Raw genomic sequence first — 21,236 nt, forward strand, 5'->3', positions numbered from 1 at the left:
TCTCAGCTGACCGGCACGCCTTTGGAGGTCGAATACTCGAAATGCAGTTCACGGTCCGGATAAACCAGTGGGTGGATGGCGTGCGCCGCCATGGCCGCCTCCGAGAAACCGGTCAGAATCAGTTTCAGTTTCCCTTTGTAGGTCGAGATATCCCCGATGGCGAAGATACCCGGATGGTTCGTCTCGCTTGACGCAGGGTCCACAAGGATATGATTTCGCTCGGCACTCAGCCCCCAATCGGCGATCGGACCGAGAGATGGCAGCAGCCCGTAAAAAGGTAAAAGAACGTCAGCCTCCAGAACCCTTTCCTCACCGTCCAGGGTCGAGACGCGCACAGCTGAAAGCTGCCCATCGCTGCCTTCAAGCCCGGAAAGCTGATAGGGCACCACCAGATCGAGCTTGTCCGTCTCCGCCAGCGCATGCAGCCGGTCCACGCTCTCCGGCGCCGCCCGGAAGCGGTCCCGGCGATGCACCACATAGACTTTTTCCGCCACTTCGGCGAGGGACAGAGCCCAATCCACGGCGGAATCCCCACCGCCGGCGACGACGACCCGCTTACCCCGCATGTCTTCACGCCGCCGGACCATGTAGAACACCGACTTGCCCTCGTAGTCTTTCAGGCCTTCCAGCGGCGGGCGGTTTGGTCCGAAAGCGCCGGCGCCGGCCGCGATCACAACCGCCCTGGCAGCAATCCGCGTTCCCTTGCTGGTTTGCAGGAGCCACTGCCCATCCTCGCGGCGCGTCAGGCCATCGACCTGCTGATCCAGGTGAAAGACCGGATCGAAGGGCGCCGCCTGAATCTCTAACTGGTCAATCAGCTCCGCCGCATGAACACAGGGGTAGCCGGGGATGTCATAGATCGGTTTTTCCGGATAGAGCGCCGTGCATTGACCGCCAATTCCCTCAAGAGAATCAATGACATGACAACGCATCTTGAGCATGCCGCACTCGAACACCGCAAAAAGCCCCACGGGCCCGGCGCCGATAATGGCAACATCGGTGGTTTGGATGTCCTTGGTCATGGCGCCATCTTTAGCGCTGCGGCGCGGCATTGGCCATAGGGGAAAAGCATGGCGGGCAGAAATATCGGGCTGCGCGCAATCTCCCGGGTAGTCTTGCGGTAAGTACGGCGCACCCCGCCACTGCAGACCGGACCGCAGGTTAAAGCGGTCTTCACCAATGATCCCCGTTGCGCCCAAGACTTGCCCCAAAACCGCCACAGTGTGGCGATTAGTGAGAGATGAAAAGACACAGAAATGCCTCAGCCACACTCAAGTTGTTCCCCAGGGGCGAAAAACACTATAAAGAGAGACGATGATGCAGCCGACAATTGCCCTGGTCGATGACGACCGCAACATTCTGACCTCGGTCTCGATCGCTCTCGAGGCCGAAGGTTTCAAGGTGCGCACCTACAACGATGGAACGGAAGCCATGCGCGGCATGTCCGCCAACCCGGTGGATCTGGCTGTCCTGGACATCAAGATGCCGCGGATGGACGGCATGGAACTGCTGGGACGCTTGCGCCAGAATTCCAATGTGCCCGTCATCTTTCTGACCTCGAAGGACGACGAGATCGACGAAGTCCTCGGGCTTCGGATGGGGGCGGACGACTACATCACCAAGCCTTTTTCTCAACGCCTTCTGATCGAGCGGATCCGGGCTCTGTTGCGGCGCGAACGCGCCACGCAGGAAGGCGGGGAGCAGGAGGGCGTGGAACCGCCGCTGGTGCGGGGCGATCTCATGCTGGATCCGGCACGTCATCTCTGCACCTGGAAAAGCGAACCCATCAACCTCACGGTTACCGAGTTCCTGATCCTGAAGGCCCTGGCGCAGCGTCCTGGGCATGTCAAAAACCGCGACCAGCTGATGGACTCGGCCTATGGCGACTCCATCTATGTCGATGACCGGACGATCGACAGCCACATCAAGCGGTTACGCAAGAAATTCAAGGATGCCGACGACGACTTCGCGCAGATCGAGACGCTCTACGGCGTGGGGTACCGGTACCGCGAGCAGTGACGGAACGGCGGGCCGGCAGCGCGGGAAGCCGCCGCGTCACCATTGACAGTGACGGCGGCATGCCGCCGAAGCCGCTGGTTGCGCCGCGCCGCGCACGCGAGACTCCCGCCCGGGATACTTCTAAAGCCCGCGAAACTTCGAAACCCAAAGAGACCTCGAAGCTCCGTAACAAAGACGCCGGAGTGAAGCCGGCGGCGCCCTCGACCTTGACGGTGGCCGCGGAGGATGCAGCGGCACCCGTCACCAAACGGCGGTGGCGCCGGTCATGGCGGTCGCCCCTGACCCGGCGTATTCTGGCACTCAATTCGCTGGTCCTGCTGATCCCGGTCTTCGGCCTGCTGCACCTTACCCAGTACCAAAGCTCGCTGATTCGCTCGGAACTCGACTCCCTGCGCATTCAGGCCCGCGCCTTTTCTCTCAGCCTGGCCAACGGCGCCGTTGTGACCACTCAGGTCGGCGACGAGCAGATCGTGCCGGAGCAGGCCCGCAGCCTGATGCGGGTGCTTCTGGCCGAAACCGGCGTCAGAGCGCGCCTGTTTACCGAAAACAAAGACATCCTGGCGGACAGCTACGTCTTGAGCGGACCCGGCGGACAGGTCCAGATGATCGAGCTGCCGCCGCCCGAGGGCGGGATACCCATGGGCTGGCTCGGACGCCATCTGGACCGCCTGGCGAATTGGCTTCCCGGCCAGGACAACCTCGAGCTCTACTCGGAGGCCTCTGTTCAAAATGCCGACGACTACAGTGAGGTGATGAGAGCCCTGCAGGGTGAGAGCCCTGGCATGGTGCGCCACGACCGGTCCGCACATCTTGTGCTCTCGGTCGCGGTTCCAGTCCAGCGTTACCGGCGCATTCTCGGTGCCCTGATGCTCTCGACCAGCGGCAAGAACATCGAGGCGGCGGTGCGGGACCGGCGGATCGATATTCTGATGGTCTGCGGCGTCGCGCTCGGCATGACCATCCTTATATCGCTGTTCCTGGCGGGCAATATCGCCCGCCCTCTGGTCCGGCTCGCCGAAGCCGCCGACCATGTCCGCACCGGGAAAGGCCGCCAGCACGAAATCCCCGACTTCACGTCGCGCCGGGATGAAATCGGCGAGCTGTCGGGTGCCCTGCGCGACATGACCGAGGCGCTGTGGAACCGGCTCGACGCCATCGAGGGCTTTGCCGCCGACGTGGCCCATGAAATTAAAAACCCTCTGACATCGCTGCGCAGTGCGGTCGAGACCGTCGCGCGCATCGAAGACCCCTCGCAGCAAAAGCGCCTCATGGCAATTATCCTGGACGATGTTCAGCGGCTGGATCGCCTGATCTCCGACATCTCGGACGCGTCGCGCCTGGATGCAGAGCTCTCCCGCGCCCACACGGAATCGGTCGACGTCGGACGCCTGCTCGACGCCCTGGTCGAGGTTCACCGCGCCACCGTTCCGGAAGACGGTCCCCGCTTCCAGGTCGAGGTCTCGGACAGTCTTCCGCTGATCGTCCAGGGAATCGAGGGACGGCTCGGACAGGTCCTGCGGAACCTGATCAGCAATGCCGTCACCTTCAGTCCGCCGGGCGGGCTGATCAGTCTGCGCGCCGAGCGGCAGGAGGAGGACATCGTTCTCTCGGTCTCGGATGAAGGGCCCGGCGTTCCTGACGGCAAGCTGGAGGCTATTTTCAATCGCTTCTACACCGAACGGCCGAAGTCTGAAAAGTTCGGCACACATTCGGGACTCGGACTGAGTATTTCGAAGCAGATCATCGAAGCACATGGCGGCGAGATTTTCGCGCAAAACCGCTACAACGGCTCCGGCGAGGTTGCCGGAACCCGCTTTACGATCGTCCTGCCCGCAGAGGATGCTTAGACAATGGCCGAGTCGCTGGTTCATGCCACCTGCGTGGCAGTGCCGGAAGATCGCGGTCAGGGAACCGGCATCCTGCTGCTCGGCCCTTCCGGCGCCGGTAAGTCGGACCTGGCGCTTCGGCTGATCGATCAGGGCGCGCAACTGGTCGCCGACGACCAGACCTGCCTCTCCCTCCAAGGTGAAAAGCTCTGGGCCGAAGCGCCTGCGAGCCTTGCCGGACGCATCGAGGTCAGGGGCCTGGGTATCCTTAAGATGCCTTATGTCGAGAAAATAGAACTTTCAGCCTGTTTCAATCTCGTCGAAGCGACAAAGATCGAACGTTTGCCCGAGTTGGAAACGCGCAGTTTTCTGGGCATTTCCCTCCCGAGTCTCGATTTGTTCCCGTTCGAAGCCTCCGCAAGCCTGAAGCTGCGGCTTGCCGTGCGGGAGATGAGCGGGTTTATTATGGATCAGGATTAAGAGACTCGGCGCGCAGATGCCGATCTCGTCTTTTTTCGAAAGTGTGTGACGAAATCGGATGCCCCAAGAAACGCCCCGAATGTGCGTAATATTAGTCACCGGTCTTTCCGGCGCCGGGCGCTCCTCGGCGTTGCGCATCCTGGAGGACGTCGGTTTTGAAGCGATCGACAACCTGCCGCTGAATCTCCTGGAGACCATGATCGACGAGGGGGGCGCCGAGCGCAAAGTCGCGGTCGGCGTGGACATTCGCACGCGCAACTTCGCAGTGGCGCCCTTTCTCCAGCAGCTCGATACCCTTGAAAACCGGGACGATCTGGACCTGAAGCTGCTGTTTCTGGATTGCGATGCCGAAGTCCTCAGCCGGCGTTTTACCGAGACCCGCCGCCGGCATCCCCTGTCACAGGATCGGCCGCTCCACGACGGCATCATGGCCGAACGCAGGCTGGTGTTTCCCCTGCGCAAACGCGCCGACTACGTGATCGATACCTCCAGCTTGACCCTGGGGGCGCTGCGCCAACAGATGGTCGGCCAGCTCGGTTTGTCCGAAGGTTCCGGCATGGCGATTTTCGTGACGTCATTCTCTTATCGCCTGGGTTTGCCCAGGGAAGCGGATCTGGTGTTCGACGTCCGCTTTCTGACCAATCCGCACTACGTTCAGGATCTCCGGCCTCTGTCGGGCCGTGATGCCGCCGTGGTCGATTACATCGCCACTGATTCAGCCTTTGAGCCCTTCTTCGAGCAGCTGACAGCCATGCTGCGGCCTCTTCTGCCGCGCTATGAGAGCGAGGGCAAAAGCTATCTGACGATTGCGTTCGGCTGCACCGGCGGTCGGCACCGCTCGGTCGCCCTGGCGGAACAACTGGCCGCCTGGCTGACCGACCACTGGGGAAAGGTCAGCCTGGTGCACCGGGACATCGACAGAGAGTCGCAAAGAGAACGGGCCGCGAACCCTGCTAAACCTGATCCACAGAAGACCCTGAAGGACGAACAATGATCGGAATGGTTTTGGTCACACATGGGCGGCTCGCTGAAGAGTTTGCCGATGCGCTTGTGCATGTGGTCGGGCCCCAGGCAAACATCGCCTGCATCTGTATCGGGGCCGAAGACGACATGGAAAAGCGGCGCCAGGACATTATCGAGAGTGTCAAAAAGGTTGATCAGGGCAAGGGGGTTGTTCTGCTGACGGATATGTTCGGTGGCACACCGTCCAATCTGGCCATATCGGTGCTGGATTATGGTGAAGTCGAAGTGATTGCGGGCATCAATCTGCCGATGCTGATCAAACTCGCAAGCCTGCGCGAAACCCACGACATGCGCTCGGCGGTCAAGGAAGCACAGGACGCCGGACGGAAATACATTAACGTCGCGTCACAGCTTCTGACCAACGAGCAGTCGTGAGTGTCCTCATGGTCAGCCGAGTGGTTACAATACAGAACCAGCGGGGCCTGCACGCAAGGGCATCGGCCAAGTTCGTCAAGGTTGCCGGGGCCTACGACGCCGAGGTGATGGTCCGCAAAAACGAGACAGAGGTCTCCGGCTGTTCGATCATGGGCCTGATGATGCTGGCGGCCTCACCGGGAAGCCAGATCGAGCTCCGCGCCACAGGCCCCGCCGCCGAGGATGTGGTGAATGCCCTGACGGCCCTTATTGTCAGTAAGTTCGATGAAGACTGAAACCAAAGCTCCTGATCAGGAAGTCCCGGATAACTCCGAGGACCTGGAGGAGCGCGTCTTCGAGGGGTTGGGGGTTTCGCCCGGAATCATCGTCGGCCCGGCGCATCTGCGCGATGGCGGCGATGTACAGGTTCTGGAATACCGGTTGCCCCAAGGCAAACTGAACGAGGAGGTCGAGCGCTTTCAGGACGCCGTCGAGCGGGCGCGCCGGCAGGTCGGCAATTTGAAATCCAAAGCCGAGAGCTACCATGGAGCGGCAGCCGAAGAGCTTGGCTATCTGCTGGACGCGCATCTTCAGATGCTCAAAAGCAACAGCCTGCTCGGTGCGGTGGAGCAACGGATACGGCGGGAGATGCTCAACGCCGAAGCTTCGGTGATGGCGGAAATCACCGAGATCTCGAAGAATTTCGCGGAGATGGACGACCCCTACTTGCGCGCTCGGGCGCAGGAGGTACGCGAGGTCGGACTGCGCATCGTCCGAAACCTCACCAAGACCGAGTATGGCGGCTTCGCTCATCTCGAACCCGGCAGCATCGTCATTGCCGAAGAGATCACACCCGCCGACACAGCGCTGATGGATCCGAAGCGGATCGGCGGTTTCGCGACGGATCTGGGCGGCGCCGAGGGCCATACGGCCATTATGGCCCGCTCACTCGGTATTCCGGCGGTGCTCGGCATCACCGGTCTTTTCGCCGGCATCAAGACCGGCGACAGCGTTCTGGTCGATGGCAGCAACGGACGGGTCATCGTCAACCCGACGGCAAAACGGCTGTCCGATTACAAGCTCCGGCGCCAGGCCCTGGCGCGCGAGACCCGTTCCCTTGCCCTCTTGCGGGACGTCGATGCGCGGACAAGAGACGGCGAGAACATCAGTCTGCAGGCCAACCTGGAACTGCCGCGCGACCTGGTCCAGGCCGTCGCCGCCGGTGCGCAAGGCGTGGGTCTGCTGCGGACGGAATTCATGTTCATGAACCGGGAGGATCTGCCCGCAGAAGACGAGCAGTATGATGCGCTGCGGACCATCGTCGAAGGTATGGACGGATACACGGTCACCATCCGCACCCTCGATGTGGGCGGCGAAAAACTGGCATCCTCGCTGGGAGATCATGTGGGAACCGGGGTCAACCCGGCTCTGGGCCTGCGGGCGATCCGCCTCTCGCTCAAAGAGATTTCCCTGCTCGAAACCCAGCTCGCCGCCATTCTCAGAGCCGGCGCTCACGGTCAGGTTCGTATTCTGCTGCCCATGATCTCGAGCACGAATGAGGTCAAAGAGGTCAAGAAGATCCTGTTTTCGGTCGCCGAGAGGCTTCAGGCTCAGGGGATCAGAATTGCCGATCCGCTGCCGCCGGTTGGAGCAATGATCGAAATTCCCGGTGCCGCACTCGCGGCCGATGCCTTGGCCCAGGTGGTCGACTTCTTCGCGATCGGCACCAACGACCTGACCATGTACACCCTGGCGATCGACCGCAGCGAAGAGCAGGTTGCGCACCTTTACAACCCGCTGCACCCCGCTGTCTTACGACTGATACAGTTCTCGGTCGGTGCCGCGCTCCGCGCCCGTATACCCGTCTCGGTTTGCGGCGAGATGGCGGGCGACCCCAGGTTCACCGCCTTGCTCCTCGGACTCGGCGTGCGCGACCTCTCCATGTCCGCAACCGGCCTGCCGCGTGTGAAAAAACGCGTTCTCAAGATTGACATGCGCGCCGCCAGCCACCGCGCCATGGCGATCATGGATCAGCATGACTCCGGCCGCATTTCGGCACTGCTCGACGACTTCAACGAGAGCCATTGACAGAGTCAATCACCCCCTGATTGGTTTAAGTCGGGGATGACGCCGTCTCGGGTGTTTTGGGAAAGACAGACTGTCGTAGCGGTGAAGCTACGCTAACCCTGTGATTCCGCACTAAGCAGCAAATCAAAGCATCATCTTTGATCGTGCCATGCGAAGGATTTCTTAAGGCTCTCGAATTACACCATCACGAACGATGGTCGCAATAGGATCACGTTTTGCAGCCTTGAAGCCGCAGGTTTTCGCTGTTACATCAGCGTCCAGAATTGACACCCACTTGTTTTGGCGCCCTCAGAACCGGCGCAGCTTTCCGGAGAAAGAATCAATGGTCGAGTTCTCAGACTATAAAGTCGCCGACATATCGCAGGCCGATTGGGGCCGCAAAGAGATCGAAATCGCTGAAACCGAGATGCCCGGCCTGATGGCCCTGCGCGAGGAGTACGGCGACAGCCAGCCGCTCAAGGACGCGCGGATCGTCGGCTGCCTGCACATGACCATTCAGACGGCCGTGCTGATCGAGACCTTGACCGCCCTTGGCGCATCCGTGCGCTGGTCCTCCTGCAACATCTTCTCGACCCAGGATCAGGCCGCAGCCGCCATCGCGGCCGCCGAAATCCCGGTCTTTGCCTGGAAGGGCGAGACGGAAGAGGAATTCTGGTGGTGCATCGAGCAGACCCTGACCGGGCCCGATGGCTGGAAGCCCAACATGATCCTGGACGACGGCGGCGATGCCACCGCGATCATGCACGAAAAGTATCCCGAATTGCTGGATGACGTCCGCGGCCTCTCGGAAGAGACCACGACCGGTGTGCTGCGCCTGTACGAGATGGCGAAAAAAGGCACGCTCAAGGTCCCAGCCATCAACGTGAACGACTCGGTGACCAAGTCGAAGTTCGACAATGTCTATGGCTGCCGTGAGAGCCTCGTGGACGGTATCCGCCGCGCCACCGACGTGATGATGGCCGGCAAGGTTGCCGTGGTCGCCGGTTTCGGCGACGTGGGTAAGGGATCCGCCGCTTCCCTGCGCAACGCCGGTTGCCGGGTTGCGGTCACCGAAGTCGACCCGATCTGCGCTCTGCAGGCCGCCATGGAGGGCTACGAGGTCGTCACCATGGACGACGCCTGCAAATACGGCGATCTCTTCGTAACCGCCACCGGCAATGTCGACGTCATCACCACCGACCACATGGCCGCCATGAAGGACCGGGCGATCGTCTGCAACATCGGCCACTTTGACTCCGAGATCCAGATCGAAGCCCTGCGGAACTACAAGTGGGATAACATCAAGCCGCAGGTCGACCAGATCGAATTCCCCGACGGCAAGAAGATCATCGTCCTGGCCGAAGGCCGCTTGGTGAACCTGGGCTGCGCCACAGGCCATCCCAGCTTCGTGATGAGCGCCAGCTTCTCCAACCAGGTGCTGGCACAGATCGAGCTTTGGCAGAACCATGCAAACTACGACAACGAAGTCTACGTTCTGCCCAAGAAGCTGGACGAGAAAGTCGCCGAGCTGCATCTGGCAAAGGTCGGCGCCACATTGACCAAGCTGTCCGACAAACAGTCCGAATACATTGGTGTAGGGTCCGAAGGCCCCTTCAAGCCGGAAACCTACCGCTACTAAAACAGATCAGAGTCAGGTTGGAGTGCGCCACTCGGCGCAGGTGAATTCAACCAAAGACATACACGGGGAGGCCTTCTCGGGTCTCCCCGTTTCTTTTGCAGTGGCGACAAACCCCTGACGGCTTGTCGCGGCGCGTGTAAACCCTTAGACTCATAGCATGAATCCGACTGATGGTCGTTTACCGGCAAGGTAAGTGGTCTGATGCTGCCGGATCATGATCATAAGCTGGGAGTGCAGTCGCACTCTGGAGGCTGATTGTTTCCAAGTTTTCAACGGGAACGTGGACCAGCCTCCAAAACATGTATTTGGAGAGCCGTCGCTCTCCAGCGTGTCCTCTGATCGGGTCCGTGAGAGCGGCGGGCTCGATCCGGTTGGTTGGGGGGAAGACAACTTGGCGGGACTGCCGGTATATCTACCGGGACTCTTATTCGCGGCGATCGGGATCGCGGGCGCAGCGCTGGTGGCATTCGTCTATCGCAAGCGCTGGCTCGAGGCTGAAGCGGCCGCAGAAAAGGGAACGAAACAGGCCAGGGTGCTCGGCAGCGTGCTCTCCTCCGCGCCTTTTGCCTGCCTGGCCTATCATCATGAGACCGCCCGCCTGAACCGAAGCGGCAATCTGACCGCCGTATTGGGCGCCGGGACCGAACAGGCAACGAGCCTGGAAGATGTCAGCGGAATCTTCACCGACCAGGATGCCCAACAACTCATTGCGGCGGAGCAGGCGCTGAGAACCGCCGGCGAGAGTTTCATTCTCAGCCTGCGGCACCGCGACGGCAATCGGATCTACGAAGCGCTGGGCATTCGCACAAAGGCCGATGACGGACAGGCGGTCGCCGACACGATCTGGTTCCGCGACGTCTCGGCGCAGCAAAGTGTTCTGAACAGCGCCATGCGCGAAACCGAGGATCTCAGCACCATCCTGGACGCGCTGCAGATTCCGATCTGGCGGCGCGACAGCGACCTGAACCTGACCTACTGCAATGCGGCTTATGCCGCCGCTCTCGACACGAAGGCCGAAAACGCCATCGCGGAGAGCCTGGAGCTTCTGGGACAGTCGCAGGGGCGTATCGGCCAGGCGATCGCGCAACGCGCCAAGGAAAGCGGCAAACAGGAAACCGAGAGCCATCATATCGTCGTCGGCGGTGCGCGCCGCCTCTATCAGGTCAATGAACGCCCCTTAAGAGACGGACGCCTGATCGGATATGCCTTTGACGACACCACGCGCGAAGACCTGCAGGTCGAGCTGACCCGGCATATCGAGGCGCAGGCGACGGTTTTGGAGAATCTGGGCACGGCCATCGCGATTCTTGGTCCGGATATGCGGCTGAAGTTTTTCAACTCGGCCTACGCATCGCTGTGGCGGATCGACGAAGCCTTCCTGAACAGCGGCCCCGATATGAGCGACATCCTGGATGCCGCGCGGGACGAGCGCCGGATGCCGGAGTACGCCAACTATCCGGAATTCAAGCAGCAGCGTCTGCGCGAATTCCGGACTATGATCGAACCCATGGAGGAACTGCAGCATCTGCCGGACGGCAATACTCTGCGGATGGTGGCGACGCCGCACCCCTTCGGCGGCGTACTCATGACTTTCGAGGACGTGACGGACCGGCTGACCCTGGAACGTTCCTACAACACCCTGATCGAAGTACAGCGCGAGACTCTCAACAACCTCTACGAAGGTGTGGCGGTGTACGGCGCCGATGGCCGGCTGAAGCTGTCCAATCCGGCCTTTGCCAGGATCTGGAACCTCCCGCCTGAACTCTTGTCCGGCGAACCCCACGCCCGGCAGGTGATCGACCGCATGCACGATTTCTTCGACATCTCAGCCGAAGAGTGGCCGAAAGTGCTCGAGACCATGGTCGCGCAGGCCACCGAGGCTGAATCCATGAGCGGACGGTTCGAGCGGGCCGACGGATCGATCGTGGATTGGGCGCAGGTGCCGCTTCCGGACGGGGCCTCGCTCTATACCTTCCTGGATGTCACGGATTCGATCCACGTGGAGCGTGCCCTGCTCGAACGGAACGAGGCCCTGGAGACCGCGGATCGCCTGAAGTCCGAGTTTATCGCCAATATTTCCTACGAACTGCGCACGCCGCTCAACGCCATCGTCGGCTTTGCCGAAATTCTCGAGAACCAATTCTTCGGCAGCCTGAACGAGCGGCAGCTGGAATACAGCCACGCAATCGTGGAATCCTCGCAGCGCCTCATGACGCTGATCAACGATATTCTGGATCTGGCCTCGATCGAAGCGGGTTACCTGCATCTGGATCGCAACGAAACCTCGGTCTGCGGCCTGCTGGAGACCATCGAGACCCTGGGCCACGAACGCGCCCTGAACCGGGATATCCGCCTGAAGCTCGAGTGCGCGGCGGACACGGGAACCGCCTTCGTCGACGAGCGCCGCCTCAAACAGGCGCTCTTCAACCTGCTGTCCAATGCCATCAAATTCACCCCGCAGGGCGGTTCCGTGACCCTCGGTGCCGAGCGGAAAGACAACATGATCCGTTTAAAAGTGACGGATACGGGTCCGGGGATTCCAGCCGACGATCAGGCGCGCGTCTTCGGAAAATTCGAAACCGGCAGTGGACAAGCACGGCAATCGGGCGCGGGACTGGGTCTGTCGCTGGTGAAAAGCCTGATCGAAATGCACGGTGGCTGGGTCGAGCTGGAATCCTTGGAAGGCACGGGAACCTCCGTCACCTGCCACATTCCGATCGATCCCAGCACAGCCACGGAGCCCGCGGAGTCCCCCTTACCGAAGCCCAGCAACCTGCCCGAACCCAGCTAAGTCTTGCGAGGCTCAAGAGTGGCTTCGAGAGCGGCCACTCCTTTGTTGCCGCCTAAGGGTCCGCCGGTTAAAACCTCTCCTATCATGAGACCTCTCGACACCACCACAAGCGCCATAACACTGCCGCTCGCCGGCGAGGCGGCGACCGCGTCTCTGGCCCGGGCCTTGAGCAGGCTTGTAGCGCCCGGCGACGTGATCGCGCTGTTTGGAGACCTCGGCGCCGGCAAGACCTCTTTTGCCAGGGCTTTCATCAATGCCCTTCCCCGTGAAAACGCAGATGCCGTGGAAAGCGAAGGTACCGTAGAACGCGAGGAGGAAGAAGTTCCCAGCCCGACCTTTACCCTGGTTCAACTTTATGAGCGCGTGCCTGCGACCATCTGGCACTTTGATCTTTACCGCCTGGAGCAGGCGGAAGAAGTCTACGAACTTGGCATTGAGGAAGCCTTCGCCGATGGCATCTCACTGATTGAATGGCCCGAGCGCCTGGGTGGCCTGCTGCCCGCCGACCGGCTCGAAGTTCATCTTGGGTTTGGATCAGGCCCGGATGCGCGAACCGCAGCCCTGACCGCTTTCGGATCCTGGACCAAGCGCAGGGAGAGCCTCGCGGCGCTTCAGGGAGATCTGGCCGGATGAACCAACGCGACAGCCAGATCGAGGATTTCCTTGCGCGGGCAGGCTGGCAGAGCGCGCGGCGGCAGCCCTTGCAGGGCGACGCTTCCAGCCGTCGTTACATACGTCTGAACCGCGACGGCGATGCGGCTATGCTGATGGATGCGCCGCCGCCGAGGGAAAAGGTCGCGCCCTTTTACGACATCGGCAGACTGCTTGACGAACTCGGCTTCAGCACACCGGCATTTCTGGCCGTCGACCTGGAACGCGGTTTTCTTCTGCTGGAAGACTTCGGCGACCGGACCTTCACGAACGAACTGGCCGACGGTCAGGACGAGGGCCGGCTTTACCGCCTGGCCGTGGATAACCTGATCGCGCTTCATCAACGCTGGAAACCGCAGACCACCGGCGGTCCCGCTCTTGTGGTTCCGCCCTACTCCGACCAGATCCTGCTGGAGGAAGTCGGACGCTTTGCCGAATGGTATCTTCCAGAAGTCCTTGGCGCCAAGAAGGCAGCCGCGCTGGAGGCGGAGTTTATGGCACTTTGGCGGGCGGCTCTGCCTAGGGCCCGCGCGGTGCCCGACAGCCTCGTGCTGCGTGACTATCATGTCGACAATCTGATGGTGCTTCCCGGGCGCGAGGGCCTCTCCGCCTGCGGTCTGCTCGACTTTCAGGACGCGGTGATCGGACCGCTGACCTACGACCTCATGTCACTGGTTTGCGATGTCAGGCGCGATGTGTCGCCCACCGTCGCCCAGGACGCGGTGGCGCGCTACCTCGCAGCCTTTCCCGAACTTCCGGACGCCGCCTTCAAGGAGTCTCTCGCCGTCATGTCAGCGCAGCGGAATGTGAAGATCCTGGGAAACTTCACCCGCCTGCTGATCCGTGACGGAAAACCAACCTATCTGAAATACATTCCCCGGACATGGCGCCTCATCGAAGAGGCCCTCGGACATCCGGCGTTGCAGGATCTGCGCGCCTGGTTCGATGAAACCATCCCGGCGGAACGGAGAATCGTGCCTGCAAGCCATGACGCGGCGGGCAATGGAGGACATGAATGACGACCGAGATCCCAAAACGGGCCATGGTGCTGGCGGCAGGCCTGGGGACGCGTATGAAGATGCTCACCGAGAACCTGCCGAAACCGCTGGTCGAAGTGTCGGGCCAGGCTATGCTGGATACCATTCTGGACCGCGTCGAAGCCGCCGGCATCCAGGAGGTGGTGATCAACCTGCACTACCTGGGCGAGCAGATCGTCGCGCACCTGGAAGGGCGGCCTTCGCCGAAAATCCTCTACTCCCGCGAGGAGGAACTGCTGGAAACGGGCGGCGGTGTCAAAAAGGCGTTGCCTCTGCTGGGCGAAGATCCCTTTTTCGTGACCAATGGCGATGTCTGCTGGCTGGACGGTTACGCGTCGGCCCTGGAGCGTTTGGCTGAGCAGTGGAACGAAGGCGAGATGGATGGGCTCCTGCTGCTGCATCCCACGGTGTACGCCTTCGGATACGACGGTGTGGGCGACTTCCATATGGATGCGGCGGGACGGATATCACGCCGCAAGGAGCGCGGCGTGGCTCCCTTTATCTACGCCGGGATCCAGATCCTGCATCCCCGCTTTTTTGACGATGCGCCCGACGGTCCCTTTTCGCTGAACCTGCTGTATGATCGCGCTATCGAGAATGAGCGTCTCTTCGGTATTCGCCACGACGGCGAATGGTTCCACATCGGAACTCCGGAACAGCTGCGCGAGACCGAATGGGCCCTGAAGGAACTCTCGTTCTCGTCGGTACAGACCTGAGCAACAAGGTGGCGTCGCGATGATCCCACGAGCCGGATGAGCACAGCAGACCCGAAGGTTCTGAACATCCCCGCGGGCGTCGCCTTTGCCGACGCTCTGGCAGAGGGCGTGATCCAGCGCTGGGGTCACGATCCGCTTACGCTTGCCAAGGTCAGGATCCTGCTGCCCAACCGGCGCGCCTGCCGGGTACTGCAGGAGGCCTTTCTGCGGATCTCCCAGGCCCGTGCGCTCCTGTTGCCGCGGCTCATGCCCCTGGGTGATCTGGATGCGGACGAGCTGGAACTGACCAGCGGCGATGTGACGGTGGATGCCAGTGCCGAGACCGAGATTCCACCGGCCATCCCACCCCTGCGGCGGCAACTTCTGCTGGCCCGGCTGATCATGAAATGGGGCGAAGTGGCGGCCGCCGACGACGGGATCGACGCGCCGAGCGAGGATCAGGCCGTACGTCTCGCCGCAGAGCTTGCGAGCCTTTTGGATCAGGTCGAGACCGAGGGTCTGGATCTGCGCGATCTGAAAAACCTGGTCCCGCAGGAATATGCCAGCCATTGGCAGATCACGCTCGATTTCCTCGAAATCCTCTCGGCGCAATGGCCTGCGATCCAAGCCGAAGCCGGTTGCGTCGGGATCGCCGAGCGGCGGCGTCTCCTGCTTGAAGCGCAGGCCGCCGCCTGGCAGGAGATCCCGCCGGATTTCCCCATTGTGGTGGCCGGTTCCACCGGTTCGATCCCTGCCACAGCGGCCCTTATAAAAGTCATCTCAAGCCTGCCGCAGGGCTACGTTGTCCTGCCGGGTGCAGACTTGAAAGCCGGCGAAAGGGCCTGGCAGGCGATCGGAACCGACCCGAGCCATCCGCAGTATGGCCTGCATCATCTGCTTGCGCGCCTGGAGACCGATCGAAATGATGTCGGAGCCTGGAGCACGAGGGAAGAGAGCGCCGCCGCGCAAGAGCGCGCAGGTCTGCTCGCCACGGCATTGCTGCCCGCCGACGTGACGCCGGAGTGGCTGGATGCCATCGAAAGCATGCCAAGCGAGGACATCGCAGCCGCGCTGGAGCCCTTGCAAAGGATCGACTGCCCGGGCGCATCCGAGGAAGCGATGGTCATCGCCCTCTTGATGCGGGAGAGCCTCGAGGAAGACGGACGGCGCGCGGCTCTGGTGACACCGGATCGCGCCCTGGCGCGACGGGTTGCGACCGAACTCGGACGCTGGGGCCTGACCGTTGACGATTCCGCAGGACAACCCCTTGCCACGTCACTCGCCGGAAGCTTCCTGCGGCTTACCGCAGAAATGATCGCAGGCAAACTGGAACCCCTCGCAACCCTCGCGGCTTTGAAGCACCCCATGGCGTCCGGCGGCCTGTCCCGGGAGCGTTATCTGGACAGGCTACGCCAGATGGAAAAGCTGGTCTGGCGCGGCGTACGTCCCGCCCCTGGTTTCTCCGGCCTCCTCGCCAGCCTTGACGAAGTCAGCGGTAATCCGAAGCAGGATGAGCAAAAGGCGGACTGTCGGCGCTTTGTCGAATGGCTCGCCCAAACCGCCGCTGATTTCGACCAGACCCTCGAGGCGGCCGAGAACCTCGAGAATATCATCGACGCGCACATTGCCTTCATGGAAGCCCTGGCGGCGAGCGATTCGGAAAGCGGCGCAGAACGCATCTGGCTCGGCGAGGCGGGGGCGGCGCTGGCCAACTTCGTCGATGAACTGCGCGACGCCGCCAACAGCCTGCCTTACGTCTCGCGCTGGCGCTATCCCGCGCTGTTGAGCAGTCTGCTGGAAGGCCGGGTCGTGCGCCAGTCCTTCAGCAGTCATCCCAGGCTTTCGATCCTCGGACCCCTGGAAGCGCGGCTGCTGCACCCGGACGTGATGATCCTGGGTGGCCTCAACGAAGGCACTTGGCCCATGGAAGTGGACTCGGGCCCCTGGCTCAGCCGGCCCATGCGCGCGGACTTCAACCTGCCCTCGCCGGAGCGCCGGATCGGCCTCTCCGCCCACGATTTCGCGCAGGCGGCCTCGGCGCCGAGGGTCTATATCACCCGCGCCACACGCGTTGACGGCACACCGACCGTACCCTCGCGGTGGCTTTTGCGGCTGGATGCTCTGCTCCAGGGCCTCGGCATTTCGGAAGCACTCACCAGCGAGGCACCGGACTGGCTGGCCTGGGCGGAGATGCTTGATAAGCCGGACCGGACCTCCCGTGGCAAACCACCTGCGCCCCGGCCGCCCCTCGCCGCACGGCCGCGCCGGCTCTCGGTTACCCGGATCGAAACCTGGCGGCGCGATCCCTATGCGCTCTATGCCCGTGAGATCCTGCGGCTCCGTCCGCTGGATCCCATCGATGCCGATCCCGGTGGCGCGGAAAAGGGCACGATCATACACGAAATTCTGGAACTCTTTCTGCAGGCCTATCCGGATCGCTGGCCCGCGGACCCCGAAGGAAAGCTGCTGGAGATCGGTGCGGAGGTTTTCGAGCGTGCCGCCGTGCGGCCCGGCCTGCGTGCGTTCTGGTGGCCCCGCTTTTTGAGGATCGCCGAATGGTTCGCCGGGGCCGAGGAGGCCTGGCGGGAACAGACCCGAAGATCATACCCGGAGGAAACCGGCAGACTGGTCCTGAGCGCGCCGGGCGGCGCCTTCGAACTTACGGCGAAAGCCGACCGTATCGATGCTCTGCGGGATGGCGGCTTCGCCATTCTCGACTACAAAACCGGCCGTATCCCGACGGATCCGGAAGTCGAGATGGGATATGCGCCCCAACTGCCGCTTGAAGCGGCGATGTTCAACGCAGGCGCCTTTGGTGATCTGCGCGGCGAGGTCACCCATCTGAGCTACTGGCGTCTTACCGGGGGCACCACCGCGGGCGAGATGAAACCGCTCAAACAATCCGCCGCAGACTCTGCGGAAGCCGCGATCACGGGACTGACAAGCCTGATCACCCGCTTCGACAATCCCGAAACGCCTTATCCCGCGCAGCCGCGTCACGACCGGCGCCTGCGCTTTAACGACTACGCCCATCTTGCGCGTATTAAAGAGTGGACAGCCGGCGAAGGAGGCTCGGACTGATGGCCCCCGCGGACAGCAGAGACCTCTTCAACGTCGGGATTTCGCAGCAGAGCGACAGGATCAAGCAGAGCGCCTCCCTTGCCCAGCGCCGGGCGGCCTCTCCCGCATCTTCCGTTTGGGTGGCGGCCTCCGCCGGTACAGGCAAAACCAAGGTGCTGACCGACCGGGTCCTCAGTCTCTTGCTCGAAGGCACCGCCCCGCCGCGCATTCTCTGTCTGACCTTCACGAAAGCCGCCGCCGCCGAGATGTCGAACCGGCTGGCCCTGCGGCTCGCGCGCTGGGCAACCCTGGAAGAGACGGCCCTGGCCAGAGAACTGCTGTCCCTGACCGGGTACACGCCTGACGACGCGCTGATCGAAACTGCGCGCCAGCTTTTTGCCCGTGTCCTCGATGCACCGGGTGGCATGAAGATTCTGACCATCCATTCTTTCTGCCAGTCGCTGCTCGGACGTTTTCCGCTGGAGGCAGGCGTGGCGCCGCATTTCCAGGTCCTCGATGACCGCTCCGCCGAGGAGCTTTTGCTGCAGGCGCGCGAGGTGATCCTGACCAAGGCCGGACAGACTCCGCAGGACCCGCTGGGCCGGGCGCTGACGGAAATCGCAACCCATGCGCAGGAACAGGGATTCGGGGATCTGATCGCGGAACTGATCATGGCGCGTGGACGGCTGAGACAGAGCCTGCAACGGCACGGCGGACTCGCAAGCCTGATCACGGCGATATACGCTTGTCTGGGTGTGAAAGAGAACGAAACCGCGGATGACCTGCTCGCCCAAGCCCTTCAGGATGAGGCCCTGGACCTGATCGGTTTGCGCCTCGCCTGCGATGCCTTCTCCGCCGGTTCAAAGACTGATATCGCCAAGGGGGAGACCCTCGCGGCCTGGCTCGCGAGCGGCTTGAAAGACCGGGTCGCAGGTTTCGACGCCTATGCTTCGATCTTCACGACCAAGAAGCGGGAGGTGGCGAAACGCCTGCTGACCAAGGGCGCAGCAGCGGCCGTTCCCAGCGCCCTGCCTGTTCTCGAAGTCGAGGCCCAACGTATTCTCGAGGTTCAAAAGCGGCTTGATGCGCTCGCGGTGGCGCATAAATCGGTGGCCCTGCTGCGTCTGGGTGCGGAGATGCTGACGCTTTACGAGGCCCTGAAATCCAACCGGGCCCTCCTCGACTACGACGACCTGATCTTTCATACCCGCGATCTGCTGCAACGTCCCGAAGTCGCCCCCTGGGTGCTCTTCAAACTCGACGGCGGTCTGGACCATATTCTGGTCGACGAAGCGCAGGACACGAACCCGGATCAATGGGCGGTCATCCGAAGCCTTGCCGATGAGTTTTTTCAGGGCGAGAGCGCCCGCGAGGACAATAGAACGCTTTTTGTCGTGGGCGACGCAAAACAGTCGATCTACAGTTTTCAGCGTGCCGATCCCGCCGCCTTCGAGGCCATGCGCGGTTATTTTGCACAGCGTGTCCTTGACGCCGGGCAAAGTTGGGATGAGGTGGGGCTGGGCGTTTCTTTCCGCTCCACCTCTGCCGTTCTAAGCTCGGTCGATGAGGTTTTCGCGCAACCGGAGGCCCTCGACGGCGTACGCTTCGGTGAGGAGTTGATCGAGCATCTTCCGGCGCGTGTGGGGCAGGGCGGACGCGTCGACATCTGGCCGCCCGTCGATCCGCAGGAAGAAACCCAGCCTGAACCCTGGGAACTGCCTGTCGCCGGGCAGCGGCTCAATTCGCCACGCAGCCGCTTGGCCCGCCTCGTCGCCCATAAGATTCATCATTGGACCCTTTCCAAGGCCGGCGCGGAGGATCCGGAGTCCTGGCTGGCCTCCAAGAATCGCCGGATGGATCCCGGCGACCTGCTGGTCCTGGTGCGCCGCCGAAACGACTTTGTCGAGGAACTGGTGCGTGAACTTAAGACGCTCCAAGTCCCCGTGGCCGGCGTCGACCGCATGGTCCTGACCGATCAGCTCGCGGTCATGGATCTGATTGCCTTGGGCCGCGTCCTGCTTTTGCCCGAGGACGATTTGACCTTGGCGACGGTCCTCAAGGGGCCCTTGCTCGATCTCAGCGAAGAACAGCTCTTTGCGCTGGCCCATGGCCGGGAGGCCTCACTCTGGTCGGCACTCAGGGAACGCGCTGCAAAGGAGCCTGCGTTCCAAGCCGCCCGCAACAGACTTGAGATGCTTCTCGCGCGTGCCGAAAACGTTCGGCCTTTTGAACTCTTTGCCGAGATTCTCGGGCCCCTTGGCGGGCGTAAAGCCCTGGTTGCCAGGCTGGGTCCGGACGCCAACGATCCGATCGATGAATTTCTGAACCTTGCGCTCAACTACGAGCGCGAGCAGACACCGACGCTCGAGGGTTTTCTCCACTGGCTGGAACGCGGCGAACAGGAAATCAAACGCGATATGGAGCATGGCGGCGGGGCAGTCCGTGTCATGACGGTTCATGGTTCGAAGGGCCTGCAGGCACCCGTCGTCTTTCTGCCCGATACGCTGCAGGGTCCCCTGCCACATCGTGGACTGATCTGGCTGAAGAACGAGGGAGATCTGCCGATCTGGTCGCTGGGTCAGGACTTTGCCGGTCTCGCCGAGTCCTCGGCCCGGCGCGCCATCGCGCAGGCCAATACCCGTGAGTACAAACGCCTGCTCTACGTGGCGATGACCCGGGCGGAAGACAGGCTGTTGCTCTGCGGGTGGAACGATAAGCGGCGCACGCCTCCTGACGACTGCTGGTACAACCTGGTGCAGTCGGGAATCGCGCCTCTGGCCGAGGAAGTCGAGTACGATTTCTCGCGCAGTATTGCCGAGGGGTGGTCGGGCACAGGCTGGCGCCTGGAGAGTCCGCAAGCCGCGGCAACGGAGAGCAGGAGCAGCTCCGCAGAAGTTCGGCGCAGTCCGGTAAAGCTGCCGGCCTGGGCGCAGGCACAGCCACCTGCAGAACCCTCACCACCGCGGCCTCTTGCCCCCTCCCGCCCGTCGGAAGTCGAGCCCGCCGTGCGCTCGCCCCTGGGCCTTGACCGCGGCAAACAATTCCGCAGAGGCCGCCTGATCCACCGTCTTCTGCAGACCCTGCCCGAGCTGCCTTTCGATCAGCGGACCGAGGCCGGCCACCGGTTTCTCGCACGCGCGCTCCATGACCTGACCGACGCGCAACAGGCCGAAATCCTCTCAGAGACTCTTGAAGTCATCGACGATCCACGTTTCAGCGCCCTTTTCGGCCCGGGCAGTCAGGCAGAGGTCCCCGTGGTCGGTGTGATTCCCGAAAGCCGAAAATCCGGCAAGCCGCGCAGCGCAGAGGTTATCTCCGGACAGGTTGACCGTCTGCTCGTGACGGATGAAAAAGTCTGGATCATTGACTACAAGACCAATCGGCCGCCACCTGTAGACCCCAAAGAGGTACCTGTTATCTATTTGAAACAAATGGCGTCTTACCAGGCGGTCCTGAAGCAGATCTATCCGGACAAGCAAATTGAAAGCCTGTTGCTCTGGACAGATGGCCCGCGTCTCATGCATCTCAGCGATGCTCTGCTTGCGGATCACGCGCCTTGACGGCGTGCCCCCCCGCTCCCTACATTTGAAACAT

15 protein-coding genes are annotated in these 21,236 nt (G+C 62.1%); 14 read left to right on the top strand and 1 reads right to left on the bottom strand.

The window, feature by feature from the left end:
• Nucleotides 1-2: 2 nt before the first annotated feature.
• On the bottom strand, nucleotides 3-1,022 hold the full coding sequence (locus FKG95_RS21315) for an NAD(P)/FAD-dependent oxidoreductase (protein ID WP_142898445.1): 1,020 nt from the start codon (nucleotides 1,020-1,022) through the stop codon (nucleotides 3-5).
• 295 nt (nucleotides 1,023-1,317) lie between these two features.
• Between FKG95_RS21315 and FKG95_RS21320 the strand changes: the two genes are divergently transcribed.
• The 14 genes from FKG95_RS21320 (at nucleotide 1,318) to addA (ending at nucleotide 21,202) form a co-directional block, all read left to right on the top strand.
• Nucleotides 1,318-2,019, top strand: coding sequence for a response regulator transcription factor (locus tag FKG95_RS21320; protein ID WP_142898636.1), 702 nt, complete (start codon nucleotides 1,318-1,320; stop codon nucleotides 2,017-2,019).
• Nucleotides 2,016-3,866 (top strand): stimulus-sensing domain-containing protein, encoded by a 1,851-nt coding sequence (locus tag FKG95_RS21325; protein WP_246116849.1) that lies wholly within the window; start codon nucleotides 2,016-2,018, stop codon nucleotides 3,864-3,866. Before FKG95_RS21320 ends, FKG95_RS21325 begins: the two co-directional genes overlap by 4 nt.
• A gap of 3 nt (nucleotides 3,867-3,869) precedes the next feature.
• On the top strand, nucleotides 3,870-4,325 hold the full coding sequence (locus FKG95_RS21330) for an HPr kinase/phosphorylase (RefSeq protein WP_142898446.1): 456 nt from the start codon (nucleotides 3,870-3,872) through the stop codon (nucleotides 4,323-4,325).
• Between the two features lie 79 nt (nucleotides 4,326-4,404).
• The gene (gene rapZ / locus FKG95_RS21335; RefSeq protein WP_246116850.1) at nucleotides 4,405-5,319 is read left to right on the top strand and encodes an RNase adapter RapZ; all 915 of its coding nucleotides are present in this window, start codon (nucleotides 4,405-4,407) and stop codon (nucleotides 5,317-5,319) included.
• Complete coding sequence (locus FKG95_RS21340) at nucleotides 5,316-5,723, top strand: PTS sugar transporter subunit IIA (protein ID WP_142898448.1); 408 nt, start codon at nucleotides 5,316-5,318, stop codon at nucleotides 5,721-5,723. The genes rapZ and FKG95_RS21340 overlap by 4 nt, the downstream gene beginning before the upstream one ends.
• A gap of 8 nt (nucleotides 5,724-5,731) precedes the next feature.
• Entirely contained in the window at nucleotides 5,732-5,998 is a 267-nt protein-coding gene (locus FKG95_RS21345) for an HPr family phosphocarrier protein (protein WP_142898449.1), read from the top strand.
• Nucleotides 5,988-7,790 (top strand): phosphoenolpyruvate--protein phosphotransferase, encoded by a 1,803-nt coding sequence (gene ptsP, locus FKG95_RS21350; RefSeq protein WP_142898450.1) that lies wholly within the window; start codon nucleotides 5,988-5,990, stop codon nucleotides 7,788-7,790. The genes FKG95_RS21345 and ptsP overlap by 11 nt, the downstream gene beginning before the upstream one ends.
• 322 nt (nucleotides 7,791-8,112) lie before the next feature.
• Entirely contained in the window at nucleotides 8,113-9,408 is a 1,296-nt protein-coding gene (gene ahcY / locus FKG95_RS21355; RefSeq protein WP_142898451.1) for an adenosylhomocysteinase, read from the top strand.
• Between the two features lie 328 nt (nucleotides 9,409-9,736).
• Complete coding sequence (locus FKG95_RS21360) at nucleotides 9,737-12,199, top strand: PAS domain-containing sensor histidine kinase (protein WP_246116851.1); 2,463 nt, start codon at nucleotides 9,737-9,739, stop codon at nucleotides 12,197-12,199.
• Between the two features lie 84 nt (nucleotides 12,200-12,283).
• A complete protein-coding gene (tsaE, locus tag FKG95_RS21365; protein ID WP_142898452.1) occupies nucleotides 12,284-12,832 on the top strand; it encodes a tRNA (adenosine(37)-N6)-threonylcarbamoyltransferase complex ATPase subunit type 1 TsaE in 549 nt (182 codons plus the stop codon).
• Nucleotides 12,829-13,869, top strand: a complete 1,041-nt coding sequence (locus tag FKG95_RS21370) for an aminoglycoside phosphotransferase family protein (RefSeq protein ID WP_142898453.1) — start codon at nucleotides 12,829-12,831, stop codon at nucleotides 13,867-13,869. Before tsaE ends, FKG95_RS21370 begins: the two co-directional genes overlap by 4 nt.
• Nucleotides 13,866-14,603 carry a nucleotidyltransferase family protein gene (locus FKG95_RS21375; protein WP_142898454.1) on the top strand — a complete coding sequence of 246 codons (738 nt, stop codon included), beginning with the start codon at nucleotides 13,866-13,868 and terminating at the stop codon, nucleotides 14,601-14,603. The genes FKG95_RS21370 and FKG95_RS21375 overlap by 4 nt, the downstream gene beginning before the upstream one ends.
• A gap of 36 nt (nucleotides 14,604-14,639) precedes the next feature.
• Entirely contained in the window at nucleotides 14,640-17,663 is a 3,024-nt protein-coding gene (addB, locus tag FKG95_RS21380; protein WP_142898455.1) for a double-strand break repair protein AddB, read from the top strand.
• On the top strand, nucleotides 17,663-21,202 hold the full coding sequence (gene addA, locus FKG95_RS21385) for a double-strand break repair helicase AddA (protein WP_142898456.1): 3,540 nt from the start codon (nucleotides 17,663-17,665) through the stop codon (nucleotides 21,200-21,202). Before addB ends, addA begins: the two co-directional genes overlap by 1 nt.
• The last annotated feature ends 34 nt before the right edge of the window (nucleotides 21,203-21,236 follow it).

The organism is Denitrobaculum tricleocarpae (assembly GCF_007004665.1).
GTDB lineage: Bacteria > Pseudomonadota > Alphaproteobacteria > Kiloniellales > Kiloniellaceae > Denitrobaculum > Denitrobaculum tricleocarpae.

Bases quoted from the DNA above. Each gene is read 5' to 3' on its own strand.
- FKG95_RS21340 (WP_142898448.1), top strand. From the start codon at position 5,316: ATGATCGGAATGGTTTTGGTCACACATGGGCGGCTCGCTGAAGAGTTT.
- ahcY (WP_142898451.1), top strand. From the start codon at position 8,113: ATGGTCGAGTTCTCAGACTATAAAGTCGCCGACATATCGCAGGCCGAT.
- addB (WP_142898455.1), top strand. From the start codon at position 14,640: ATGAGCACAGCAGACCCGAAGGTTCTGAACATCCCCGCGGGCGTCGCC.
- FKG95_RS21345 (WP_142898449.1), top strand. From the start codon at position 5,732: ATGGTCAGCCGAGTGGTTACAATACAGAACCAGCGGGGCCTGCACGCA.
- addA (WP_142898456.1), top strand. From the start codon at position 17,663: ATGGCCCCCGCGGACAGCAGAGACCTCTTCAACGTCGGGATTTCGCAG.
- FKG95_RS21320 (WP_142898636.1), top strand. From the start codon at position 1,318: ATGCAGCCGACAATTGCCCTGGTCGATGACGACCGCAACATTCTGACC.
- tsaE (WP_142898452.1), top strand. From the start codon at position 12,284: ATGAGACCTCTCGACACCACCACAAGCGCCATAACACTGCCGCTCGCC.
- FKG95_RS21315 (WP_142898445.1), bottom strand. From the start codon at position 1,022: ATGACCAAGGACATCCAAACCACCGATGTTGCCATTATCGGCGCCGGG.
- FKG95_RS21330 (WP_142898446.1), top strand. From the start codon at position 3,870: ATGGCCGAGTCGCTGGTTCATGCCACCTGCGTGGCAGTGCCGGAAGAT.
- FKG95_RS21375 (WP_142898454.1), top strand. From the start codon at position 13,866: ATGACGACCGAGATCCCAAAACGGGCCATGGTGCTGGCGGCAGGCCTG.
- ptsP (WP_142898450.1), top strand. From the start codon at position 5,988: ATGAAGACTGAAACCAAAGCTCCTGATCAGGAAGTCCCGGATAACTCC.
- rapZ (WP_246116850.1), top strand. From the start codon at position 4,405: ATGTGCGTAATATTAGTCACCGGTCTTTCCGGCGCCGGGCGCTCCTCG.
- FKG95_RS21370 (WP_142898453.1), top strand. From the start codon at position 12,829: ATGAACCAACGCGACAGCCAGATCGAGGATTTCCTTGCGCGGGCAGGC.